Source organism: Escherichia sp. XD33, assembly GCF_019375075.1.
Taxonomy (GTDB): domain Bacteria; phylum Pseudomonadota; class Gammaproteobacteria; order Enterobacterales; family Enterobacteriaceae; genus Enterobacter; species Enterobacter flexneri_A.
This window is the reverse complement of sequence record NZ_JAENDM010000076.1, coordinates 1-11,845: the sequence shown is the minus strand read 5'-3', so window position 1 is coordinate 11,845 and position 11,845 is coordinate 1. Positions and strand designations below refer to the sequence as shown.

Sequence of the window (11,845 nt, the reverse complement as noted above, 5' to 3'; positions counted from 1 at the left end):
GCGGCGTTTACTGGAAAACTCACTGTCGGCAAAAGTCAGTTGCTGGCTCATCCGGTTACTCATTCTGGGTTCAGGTTACAACACGATGATCTCACATCTCGGACTTATTCGCACCTTCCCTAGACATAACCTTTCACCTGCTTGCAAAGCTTCTGTGTTCTGACATTGCCAAATTGTTGCAATTCTGTATCCAGCCTTCTTTCAGTCATAGCTTCGGGCCGCGATAAGACTCACTGATCTGACCCTGATTCCTCTTGCAGACTTTATAGACCAATTAAAATGCAGTTTCTGCAGGTCAACGTCTGACCATCATTGTCATCACTCTGGCCATTAGAGTAACCTTCTGCATTCATCCTTTTGTAAAAAGTTTATAGACTGGCCCCCTGAATCTCCAGACAACCAATATCACTTAAATAAGTGATAGTCCTGATACAAGTTTTTAGAGTAGTCATTAGTGAACAGATAATTGTTAACTTAGAACCAGTAAAATGCAAACGACGCACCACGCTGGGAAAATCGCTGCTATTCAGCAGAGTTTTGTACCGAGAATTGTGGCCAGCCACTTATTGCTCTCGCGTAAGCAGGTATCCCCATCGTTTACCAGTCCAGCACATCTTGTGGTCAGGCAGAAGAAGAGCAAACTGTTACTGGACTCACTGCATGCATGCATGGTGGAGAAAAATGCCACGCTATCCAAAAATCCAGACTGGGAGAATGGTTCAGCTGTGTACTGAATCAGTGGGGCGCACTCTGTTATTACAGTGTTGACGGTCAGGCGGAGGCAGACATAATGCCGCGGAAAAAGCCCTTTGTGCCATCTGTCTCGGAAATAAAAACTCTTATGACCTTTGTCAAATATTAAGCCCAAAAAGACCTACGCAGCTCCGGGAGCTTCGTTATATCGCGGATTAAAGAACCTGAAACAGTCAGACTGTATCTTGGATTTTACAAACTCTTATTCGGGGATTTTAGCCCCATGACGATTTACGCAGTGAGCTGGCCTCTTTCTACGTGCAGGTATTAGCGCATTCTGGCTTCCCTGAATTCTTTTTCGAGGATCACTCATTCCGTGTCTGACTGCTTCAGGGTTTAATTTTGCTTCTGCTGACTGAATGATGATTGGGCAGCAAGTGCAATATCCCACATAAATCCAGTCAACTCACGAGCCACCGCCGTAATGGCTACTTGTGATTTTTTCCCTTTTGCTGTCAGAGTTCGGTAACGAGAACACAATCGTTGTTGAGCTTTCCATGCAATATCTTTGGAATATTGTGTTACAGAGTCCGGTCGGTAATATATAAGCCATGCACCAACTTTTGCAGGTGTACGATAAGACCAGGCGGCTTCGTAAAGCAGACGTCTCAGTTCGCTGTTTCCAACTTTTGTTATTCCTCTGGGACGAATACTGTTTCCACTGGAATATTCACCTGGCACCAGTCCCAGAAAAGCCATGAGCTGTTTGGGATTGGAAAATCGCGAAAAATCACCCAGTTCAGCAACCAGGGTTATTGCAATTAGCTGACCAACACCTTTTAGAGCCTGCAACTGGCAGACCAGATTGCACAGAGACCACTCAGGTAACAGGCGAGATATTTCCTGGTCGAGTTGAAGTATGCGATCTTCAATCTGCTCCAGACTTTGACAATAGTGTTGAAAAGCAATCTGCTGAGATGGCTGACTAAATGATTGATTAGCTAACCAGGTTCGATGTTTGCCGGTCCAGTGCTTCCCTGCATAACGTTTGTCTGTTCGCAATAGCATGCTCAGAATTCGCTGTCGGGCAACTCTGCTGTCTCGTTTAGCTGCTGCACGGGCTCTGATTAGATCCCGCATAGCTTCATGAGTCAGGTCAGGGATCCAGACAGGGGTAAGTTCACCAGCCCGCAGTAACCTGGCAAGAGAAATTGCGTCCCGATGATCATTTTTGATTCTGTCTGTCGGTGATTTTGGTATCCGGGAAGGGGCAATAACCTGGCATTTTATATTCATCGCTGTGAGTTGATGATATAGCCCAAAACCACAGGGGCCAGCCTCATAGCAGGAAAGAATGTTTCCGTAAAGTCCCTGCAATTTCTGAAATAATCCACGTACAGCCTGGGCTTCGTTGTTAATCGTACCATAATAACGAACTTCGCCAAGCCGTTCAGGTGCAGCAATAGCAACCGCCAACGTTTCTTTATGTACATCCAGCCCGATGTAAGCTGCAATATTTTCCGAATGCATAATGACCTCCTCTGGAATATCCCACCAATGCTATAGTGAGTATATAAAGGTCATACCATCTTTATGTTCTTCGGCGGCGAGCGCAGTGCACTGTTGTATGGGCTTATCGGCACTTGCCTTCTGAACGACATTGATCCGGAAGCGTATCTGCGCCATATTCTGAGCGTACTGCCGGAATAACCTTCCAACCGTATTGATGAACTCCTGCCATGGAACGTAGTTCTCACCAATAAATAAGCATCAATATGATTCTCCATTAACGCTTACCTTTTCTCAGGCTATTTTTGCTTTTTTTTGCTTTTCCCCGCCACTTTATGGTGATTATCACATCAATATACATCGATAGATATTAACGTAACTGAAGTGAGGTGAAGCATGAAATTTGAACGCCATCATGAAATATTGAAACGACTCAGTAAATTCGGTTCTGTAAAAGTATCCGATCTGTCCAATAGCCTCAATGTAACGAAAGAAACTATTCGTTCAGATCTTAATGAACTTGCCAGGCTTGGCTATCTGACTCGATGTCATGGCGGTGCTTTTATCGTCCTAGACTCGCTTGATACTATTGCGAAAAATGAAATCGCTTATGCGCTTGAAAATTATGATACAGCCCAGGGAATAAAAAAAGGCCACTCAACTATGAAAAGTCAAGTATGCGTTATTGGTTCGTTTAATGTTGATATCATCAGTTATTTGCCGAGGCTTCCCACTATCGGAGAATCGCTTCTGGCAAGTAATTTTATATTTTCACCGGGGGGAAAAGGCTGTAACCAGGCGCTGGCAGCAAGCTTTGCCGATACTGATGTTTATTTCATAACAAAAGTAGGTACAGATCACTTTAGTGATTATGCGATCAACTTTATGAATTCGTCTAAGATTTATAAAAGTATAATTTATCAAACGAAAGAAACGCAAACCGGAACTGCCACGATCCTTGTTAATGAAGGTACTGGCGATAATGTTATTGCGATCTATCCCGGTGCCAACATGACAATGTCGTCCGATGAAATAACTATTCAGAAAGAAGCGATTATTAATTCTGATGTCATACTTCTGCAGCTCGAAACAAATTATACCGCTCTGCAACAAGCGATCACATTGGCGCAAAAAAACAGTATCCCGGTCATTATTAACCCGGCACCCTATAATGATATCGTCAACGAACTTATTCAGGATGTTGATTATATCACCCCCAATGAAACAGAAGCTGGTTTACTGTCCGGCATAGACGTACACGATCTTGAATCAGCTAAACGAGCTGCAGAAGCTATCCACAATAAAGGGGTAAAAAACACGGTTATCACGCTCGGTAGCAAGGGCTCGCTCGCATTTGATGGCAAAAAATTCATTCATTCGCCAGCGTTTCCAGCGGTCGTTAAAAATACGGCAGGAGCCGGGGATGCGTTTAACGGCTCTCTGGCATCAGGACTTGCGAAAGGAAAATCACTGGAATCAGCACTGTGTTATGCCAGCGCCTTTGCATCCCTAGCGGTGGAGACAAGCAATGCTTCCGACATGCCTGAACATGAATCTGTGATACATCGAATTCAGAGTATACATTATCAGCAAACTATTTTTACGCATTAAGAAGGGACAGAGAATGAATAACACCAAAAAATCACTAAAAGTGCTCTTTATTGGGGAATCCTGGCATATTCATATGATTCATTCAAAAGGATATGACAGTTTTACCTCAAGTAAATATGAAGAAGGTGCGACCTGGTTACTCCAGTGTCTGAAAAATAGTCAGGTAGATGTCACCTATATGCCAGCACATACGGTACAAATTGCCTTCCCTGAAGATGTGGCACAGTTAGAACAATATGATGCCATCGTTATTAGTGATATTGGTAGTAATACTTTCCTGCTACAAAATGATACTTTTTATCAGCTTCGCATAAAACCAAACGCTCTCGAACTGATTAAAGAATATGTGAATAACGGTGGTGGGTTATTGATGATTGGCGGCTATCTCTCATTCATGGGAATTGAAGCAAAAGCCAATTATAAAAATACAGTTCTGGCTGATGTGCTCCCGGTTACGATGTTAGATGGTGACGATCGTGTCGAAAAACCAGAGGGTGTTATTGCACAGCCATCACAACCTGAACATCCAGTTATTAAAGGGTTCTCTGAATATCCTTTTTTCCTAGGTTATAACCGGGCGATCGCTAAAGAAAATGCTGAGGTGGTATTAACAATAAACAACGCTCCATTACTGGTCTTTGGTAACTATCACAACGGGAAAATAGCCTGCTTTATGAGTGACCACCGCACTGGGGTACACAGCAGTTTATGTCCTGGCCGTTCTATACCGCGTTGTGGGTAAATATACTGACTCATATTGCAAGATAATAATAATAATGGGGTAACTCCAGTTACTCCATTTACTATAATAGAAGGATTGATGTATGAAAAAGAATAAGTACTCAACTCCCTTATGGATGCTTGCCACGATTCTTGCGGGTATGCTCTCCCCTATGCAATCAGCGGTGAATGGTCAATTAGGTCACTGGTTACAGGATGGTAATGCATGCGCAGTTATCTCCTTTGCCAGTGGTTTAGTCGTGATGTTTTTTATTATTATGGCGCGAAAAGAAACCCGGCAACAATTTGCGGCAATTCCTTCTCTGATTAAAAACCGAAAAGTTCCTCTCTGGAACTGGTTTGCCGGTCTCTGTGGAGCGATGGTGGTATTTTCTGAAGGCGCATCAGCCAGCGCACTCGGGGTCGCAACGTTTCAAACCGCACTGATCTCCGCGCTATTGCTGTCTGGTTTACTTTGCGATCGCTTTGGTATCGGTGTCGACGAGAAAAAATACTTTACCCCTTATCGCATCATCGGTGCATTATTTGCGGTTATTGCTACGATTTTTGTTGTGTCACCTCAGTGGCATTCTACCTCTTTCATCTTACTTGCCATTCTTCCGTTCTTAGCTGGTTTGCTTGCAGGATGGCAGCCCGCTGGAAATGCAAAAGTAGCTGAAGCTACGGGATCCATGCTGGTTTCAATCACCTAGAATTTCATCGTTGGATTTTGTGTTTTAGGCACAGCGCTAGCTATTCGTGTCGCATTAGGGCACGTCACTGTTCAATTACCAGATGTCTGGTGGATGTATCTTGGCGGCCCGCTTGGACTAATGTCTATCGGTTTAATGGCCATTTTGGTCAGAGGTCTGGGGTTACTGATGCTGGGGGTTGCTTCAACGGCGGGCCAGTTACTGGGATCAGTATTGATTGACGTATTAATTCCATCGCTGGGCAATAGCGTTTATCTGGTCACGATCATCGGAACACTGTTTGCACTGGTCGGTGCAATTGTTACCACTATTCCGGAATACAGAACCTCGAAAACAATGAAGAAAATGGAGGTATAATCATGAAAGATTATCTACAAACTGTGACGGGCCCCGTCGCCCGTGAAGATATGGGGCTAACACTTCCTCATGAACATCTGTTCAACGATCTTTCCTCTGTTGTGGATGCTCCTTGCTATCCTTTTTCACAACGGCTTGTTGATAAAAAAGTCACGGCAGAAATCCAGTGGGCATTAAAACACGATCCTTATTGCTGCGCTGATAATATGGACCGCAAACCTATTGAAGATGTGATCTTCGAAATTAATAACTTTATCTCGCTCGGTGGTCGCACCATTGTTGATGCCACAGGGTCTGAGTCTATCGGACGAGATGCGCAGGCATTACGAGAAGTCGCATTAAAAACAGGTCTGAATATTGTTGCTTCCTCCGGTCCCTACCTGGAAAAATTTGAAAGCCAGAGAATTCATAAAACGGTTGATGAACTGGCGACAACGATCGATAAAGAATTGAATCAAGGGATTGGCGATACGGATATTCGTGCCGGAATGATCGGTGAAATAGGTGTTTCACCGACATTTACCGAAGCCGAGCATAACAGCTTACGGGCTGCCTCGCTGGCACAGATTAACAATCCTCATGTGGCGATGAATATTCACATGCCGGGCTGGCTTCGTCGCGGTGATGAAGTACTCGACATTGTGTTAGGTGAAATGGGCGTCTCGCCAAATAAAGTCTCTCTCGCACACTCGGATCCGTCAGGAAAAGACGTGGCGTATCAGCGGAAAATGCTTGATAAAGGTGTCTGGCTGGAATTCGACATGATTGGCCTAGACATTACCTTCCCGAAAGAGGGAATAGCGCCAGGGGTGCAGGAGACTGCCGATGCCGTCGCTCATCTCATTGAGTTGGGATACGCCGATCAGCTTGTTCTCAGCCACGATGTCTTCCTTAAACAAATGTGGGCTAAAAATGGCGGTAATGGCTGGGGATTTGTTCCAGATGTTTTTCTGGCCTATCTGGCGGAGCGCGGCGTCGATAAAACGATCCTCAAAAAACTCTGTATCGATAATCCCGGACGATTATTGACCGCATAAAACCATTATCCCCCGGCACATTGCGCCGGGGGATGTCAATTAATACCCCGCCGTTAAATCATCCACCAAGCGCGAGTCGGATGCGCCGTACAACTCACCATCCGACCCAACCATAATGCTTTGCGTGCTGCCCATCGCCTCATTCAGCGCCACTTTCTGACCTTTTGCATCCAGCAGCTTGAGCGTATCCGGACTAAACCCTTTTCAACACGCAGCTCGTCCGGCAACCACTGATAGTGGAAACGAGGCGCATTGGTCGCTTCGGCAACATTCATTCCACAATTGATGCTGTTCACCACCATTTGCAGCACGGTAGTGATGATCCAGCTACCGGTAACAAAGTGAGTACATAAAGGCCATACTGTCACGAACAGTGCAAAAGTGGCTCTTCCGCAACCTGGGTGAAGATTTTCATGCCAGTGGACTCATTACCCTCCGCCTAAGTAGTTCAAGTCCGGCTCGACCATACATCTGGCGTATCAGCACCTTCAGGCGATTTACATGACCTTCGACAACACCAGTACTCCAGCGACTGCTGATTGCCTCACATATAGCCGCAGCATCAGCTTCCATCCCCGCAGCTACGCACCGAAGTTCTGCTGAGCCGCTTTCGTGGACCCGAGTGAACCAGCTGCTTAGCTGTGATTTATTTTAGGTTTTCAGAATACGGTAGAACTCGAGTACCAGTTGCTGCGCTATTTTCAACTCCGGTTCTTTTTCACACATCAGACTAATAAATCGGAAAGCATAATTTTCTTCACCCCTGATTATTCTCCAGGGCATCAACCAGCGGCTTACCCGGGACACTGAAGGAAGTCTTGCGGCAGTAGTAACCGGTGGGATCCAGCCTTTACGCCATTTGGCAACAGCATCCCTGACGATGGTTTCACTGCCTGTAACCCCCCTGGCCACCATTTCCCGCCATATCCGGCCGGAGTTATAATTACCACATTCTCGTTGCTCTTTTAACCACTCCCTCCATGGGTCCAGAAGCCCTCGCTTTGGAGGCCTAGTTGACATTTCAGGGAATGTTCCTGAACCCACCCAGCGACTGACTGTCACTCGCGACAGGCCTGTAATACGGGATATTTCCCTGAAACTACATCCCTTGTTATGCAGGGCCATAACCTCTGTCCAACGCTGATGCCGTTTTTTGCGGATGTGCTGTTTAAGGCGTTCCAGACGACGGAGCGATGCTACAGGCACAGATATTTCTGGCTCAGGTGATTTCTTCAGTGATAACTCTCTGACAACAAGACGTATCAGAGGCATATGTCTGTACATCATTCGTTCAGGCTCATCACCAATATTTTTTAGCAGGTGCCATCGATCGGCCACCTGTCTGGCCTGAGGTGCACCTTCACGTGCTGCTGTCGCATAGACTCCACTGCGATCACGCGAGACAACCTGTATTTCCGGATATTTTCTGAACCAGGTCGCCAGCGTACGCTGATCACGGCCGGGAAGCAGGACGAGGGGACGGTGAGTATCAAGATTGACTATTAACATACCGCAGCAGTGGCCCCGATGCCACGCCCACTCATCAATACCGACATGAGGCGCGCCTGACTGTTTCGTCTCCGGGGTATTGATAACCCTGCGAAGAAGAGTATCAGCACTGCAACGGAGACCCGCTGCCGTTGCAGCCCGTTTTCCAGCCTCACCTCCAGCTATTAATCCCAGTTGACGTTGTAAATTTTGTAACGCCTGTGAAGACTGCTGGTGTGAACCGGCGAAGGGAGCAAGCGACTCGGCAAAAATTTTACGTGAACAAGCCGGGTTACGGCAGTACCAGTGGCGGACGGAAAATACAAGCCATAGCGTCTGCCCTGAGCAGGGTAGATGCTGTATCCGGCGCCGACGACAACTATGAACAGAGTCGCTACGCTTAAAGCATTCAGGACATTGTGCTGTTTTGCGTTTTCCGTGGAGATGGAGGGTTATACCGTCAGAGCTAATAATTTGTCGACTGCATCGCCATCCGCAAGGTAACTGTAGAAGTGTCTTAAGAGAGTGCATTGCGTTGCCCATAACTTAAAACAGCTTAGATCCTTGTTCGCCAGAAAGTTTCATCCATTTTCTTCCACCCAGGTTGCGGAAGAACCACTTTTCATCCGTCGTTGACAGATGTGAAGTATGCGGGAGAAAAAGTGAATATCTAACTGTAATAACTCAGACCGGTACGAGTACTCGGAACGTCTACAATCATTCAGGGCAAAGTGCTAAAATTTCTCTATCCCGGGATGCCCCTACCAACGCAGCACTCCCGGAGATATCATTACAGCTCTGCAACTGATTTCCGCGACTGAACCGCTCAGTTCCTATCCTTCCAGTTGCCTTCCTGCAGCCCCCCCTCCCTGCTGTATACCCCGGTACCACAACGCGGGCAGCACTTTTCTCCTTCATAATCTTCGTCACACATCACACAAAACCACTTTCTCACCTTCACCGTATAATCCGGAACCGTCATACCCTGCAGATGCAAACGACGGGCCTCTTTCTCTGCCGGGTCAAGCCAGGTGCATCGCAGCAGGATTTTCTCAGCGACAGTCATCTGGTCATGTTCAAACCACGGTGGTTGTCCGTCATTGCCCCGCTGAAGTGTTAACGGGCATCCACAGGACACACAGCACAAAACGTCCTGGCGGTTGTGCTTCGCTGCTTCTTTCGCCGTAACAAAATGGCCTTTGCTGTCATTCGCCATATAACAGTTCAGAATTCGCATATTTCCTCCTGAGTTGTCCGGGGAATACTGAATCCTCCGGTCTGGCAGTGTGTGCAGTACCGCTCCCCATAATAATCGTGGTGACATTGTCTGCAGTGCCAGCTGGCTTTACGCACCACGGGTAAGGCATCCGGTACGAATTGCTGCAGACGTTTAATCAACTGTATTTCTCTGCGCTCCGGCCTGACATAAGGGCACTGTTGACCGTGCTCTGTCAGCCTGTCGTCAGTGTGTTCAAACCAGGGAAGTTCAGTGTCGTATTGCGGATGGTATCTGAGTGCACTGCCACACAAGTGGCAGGTGTAGTTAGCATAAGGTGCGGCCTGTGCAGTACGGGCGCCCGTCAGACGTCCGTTGCCATCAAGAGCGATAAAGGATTTTGCGTACATAGTCATATTCCTCAGCCGCCAGACGACACGCAGGCAACAGCCGTCCCGGTACGGGCAGCGTGGTCAGGGTGTGAATGGCGGTTCAGTTAAAATCTGGACTGGAGTTTGGGTAAAGCAGGCTGGTTGCTGTTACAGCACTGTGGTTGTCACACAATGGAACACTGACGTAAAAAACAGTCAGTGGGCGAGTGGATACATCGTTGCCGCCAGACAACAACCCATACTTTTGGTTTGCCGGATATTGGCGCGCCAGTCGTGCTCAACTCCGGCTACAGCCAAAATTGCGCTCACCGGTGCAGTGAGCTTTGGTATGTTCCTTCGCCAGATAGTCAGCACGTTCCAGCACCTGCTGAAAGCCAGTGTCATCATCGCGTTCCAGCCACACCGCCGGCCAGGCCGGAAAATGCACCAGCGTGGCATGGCACCCGACATCCACTCCCAGGGCACTGCACCACGCCTGTTTAATCATCCCGGCCAGTGATCCCGGAGCACGGTAATCACCGGCACGACACCAGGTATCCCGGTTAACCAGCAGCATCAGGTGATAGTGTTTTTTACCTTTGCACTCCCCAAACTCCCGGGCCCAGACGTAATGCAGGGTGGTGGGATGCACGCGTTTACCTTCCCGATGCTTACGTTTCTGGTAAGCGTCGATTCGGGCTTTCAGGGCATTGATGAAGCGGGATATCACAGCTGCGTCCGTTGCTGCCGGTACATCCGGGAAACGCAGGTCAACCCGCAATGCCGTCAGGCGGGGATGAACATTCAGTGCGTGCCGCACCGTCTCACGAATACGTTGCTGCCAGAAGGGGTTGTATTTGTAGGTCATGGTTAAATCTCCGTATGGTTCATACGGAATAGCCACGTCGTAAAAAATGCGCAGAGTCCCTGAAGTGACCTCCGGCAGGACACTGTCTCAGGCACTCTGTGATAACCCGAACGGTCGTCTCCGGACTGACGGTTGAATTTTCAGCGTTGTTTTTTTAATGTAAAAAACCGGTTACGGGTAAGGCTGTGAGGAGGGAGTGATGGTGATACGCAAAAAGAAGTGCAGGGACTGTGGAAACGCGATTACTCATAATACAGTGTGTTGCCCGTATTGTGGTTCTGTCGACCCCTTCGGCTATTACCGGAATACAGACCGTATCGTTACCATACTGCTGGCACTGATTATTGTGGTCCTGCTGACTACTGTCAGCGTCAGTGTGTATATACTGTGTAGCTGGTGAGATAACGGTTCATGTATCCCCTGAGCTGACAGTGTACCGGGTATATTAAGCGTAACCGACAGGTTCTCCTTCATACCATATTAAATTTTTCCAGGTATTGCCGCTGCCTTATTTCGTCCCATACAGGAAAACTCGTCTGGGTTTCTGACAAATACGCGAAACTCACAGCCCCTCAATATCAACCACACGCTGTAAGCCGGTAATACCTGAAAATCAGCCTATTACCGCCCGCGCCTCCGTTACCGAACGCTCAGGTGACCAGACTGAAGCCCAGCACGCACTCGTAAAATTTGCGGTCAGTTCCGTCAGTCAGTGGGCAACCGCAGAGTTACGGGCTTCCAGGTCCACAGGAGTGAGTCTATAACGCGTGTGGGAAATCATTTTTTCTGGCGTTGACAGAACGCCTTACGGGCTGCTACTTACCCGGTGTCCCGCAATACAGCCTTAGTGTTCCGTTATCGGGGATCCGGACGCACCGCAACAACCGGGGAAGTATTTCTGGTTAGAGCTGTGTCAAGAGGGATTTCTCAGCCCCTCACTCACCGGCTCAGTCTCAGGGCAGAAGCATTAATACACTCAGTTCATGTCTTATACAGGAATGGGCATAGGGGGAGCTGGCGTGTCACTGCTGATTTTACGCATCAGCGTTCATGTATCTGCACTCTGATACAGAATGCTTCACAGCGCTCTGTTACCGGAGAGATTTACTCTCTTAGGTTATTCTGGCAAATCCTTTACGTTACTGGATTTGCCCCTATATTTCCAGACACCTGTTATCACTTAACCCATTACTGGCCTGCTGCCGCAGATATTCCCGTGGCGAGCGATAACCCAGTGCACTATGCGGATGCCATTCGTTATA

At 47.6% G+C, this 11,845-nt stretch carries 7 protein-coding genes and 6 pseudogenes; 7 read left to right on the top strand and 6 right to left on the bottom strand.

Annotation, left to right across the window (positions count from 1 at the left end; all coding sequences use genetic code 11):
- Nucleotides 1-614: 614 nt before the first annotated feature.
- A pseudogene (locus K0778_RS27895) lies at nt 615-837 on the top strand (transposase); the annotation flags it as partial.
- 252 nt (nt 838-1,089) lie between these two features.
- On the opposite strand, the gene K0778_RS23440 reads toward K0778_RS27895, so the two are convergent.
- The gene (locus K0778_RS23440; protein ID WP_000555367.1) at nt 1,090-2,223 is read right to left on the bottom strand and encodes an IS110-like element ISEc45 family transposase; all 1,134 of its coding nucleotides are present in this window, start codon (nt 2,221-2,223) and stop codon (nt 1,090-1,092) included.
- Between the two features lie 72 nt (nt 2,224-2,295).
- On the opposite strand from K0778_RS23440, the pseudogene K0778_RS23435 reads away from it, so the two are divergent.
- The 5 genes and pseudogenes from K0778_RS23435 to K0778_RS23415 form a co-directional block, all read left to right on the top strand.
- Nucleotides 2,296-2,403: pseudogene (locus K0778_RS23435) on the top strand (transposase domain-containing protein); the annotation flags it as partial.
- A gap of 195 nt (nt 2,404-2,598) precedes the next feature.
- Nucleotides 2,599-3,813, top strand: a complete 1,215-nt coding sequence (locus K0778_RS23430; RefSeq protein WP_000667430.1) for a PfkB family carbohydrate kinase — start codon at nt 2,599-2,601, stop codon at nt 3,811-3,813.
- A 13-nt stretch (nt 3,814-3,826) separates the two neighbouring features.
- Nucleotides 3,827-4,581: pseudogene (locus K0778_RS23425) on the top strand (glutamine amidotransferase).
- 56 nt (nt 4,582-4,637) lie between these two features.
- Nucleotides 4,638-5,603: pseudogene (locus K0778_RS23420) on the top strand (DMT family transporter).
- A gap of 2 nt (nt 5,604-5,605) precedes the next feature.
- Nucleotides 5,606-6,640, top strand: coding sequence for a phosphotriesterase-related protein (locus K0778_RS23415; protein WP_000656352.1), 1,035 nt, complete (start codon nt 5,606-5,608; stop codon nt 6,638-6,640).
- A 39-nt stretch (nt 6,641-6,679) separates the two neighbouring features.
- Here K0778_RS23415 and K0778_RS23410 read toward each other — a convergent pair.
- From K0778_RS23410 to K0778_RS23390, 5 genes and pseudogenes are all read right to left on the bottom strand, one after another.
- Nucleotides 6,680-6,972 (bottom strand): annotated as a pseudogene (locus tag K0778_RS23410) (gamma-glutamyltransferase); the annotation flags it as partial.
- Between the two features lie 79 nt (nt 6,973-7,051).
- Nucleotides 7,052-8,671: pseudogene (locus tag K0778_RS23405) on the bottom strand (ISL3 family transposase).
- A 283-nt stretch (nt 8,672-8,954) separates the two neighbouring features.
- Nucleotides 8,955-9,365, bottom strand: coding sequence for a zinc-ribbon domain-containing protein (locus K0778_RS23400; protein ID WP_001221617.1), 411 nt, complete (start codon nt 9,363-9,365; stop codon nt 8,955-8,957).
- A complete protein-coding gene (locus K0778_RS23395) occupies nt 9,353-9,754 on the bottom strand; it encodes a putative zinc ribbon protein (RefSeq protein ID WP_000270974.1) in 402 nt (133 codons plus the stop codon). The genes K0778_RS23400 and K0778_RS23395 overlap by 13 nt, the downstream gene beginning before the upstream one ends.
- A gap of 259 nt (nt 9,755-10,013) precedes the next feature.
- A complete protein-coding gene (locus K0778_RS23390; RefSeq protein WP_000221530.1) occupies nt 10,014-10,583 on the bottom strand; it encodes an inovirus Gp2 family protein in 570 nt (189 codons plus the stop codon).
- A 199-nt stretch (nt 10,584-10,782) separates the two neighbouring features.
- On the opposite strand from K0778_RS23390, the gene K0778_RS27890 reads away from it, so the two are divergent.
- Nucleotides 10,783-10,983, top strand: a complete 201-nt coding sequence (locus K0778_RS27890) for a hypothetical protein (protein ID WP_001297900.1) — start codon at nt 10,783-10,785, stop codon at nt 10,981-10,983.
- The last annotated feature ends 862 nt before the right edge of the window (nt 10,984-11,845 follow it).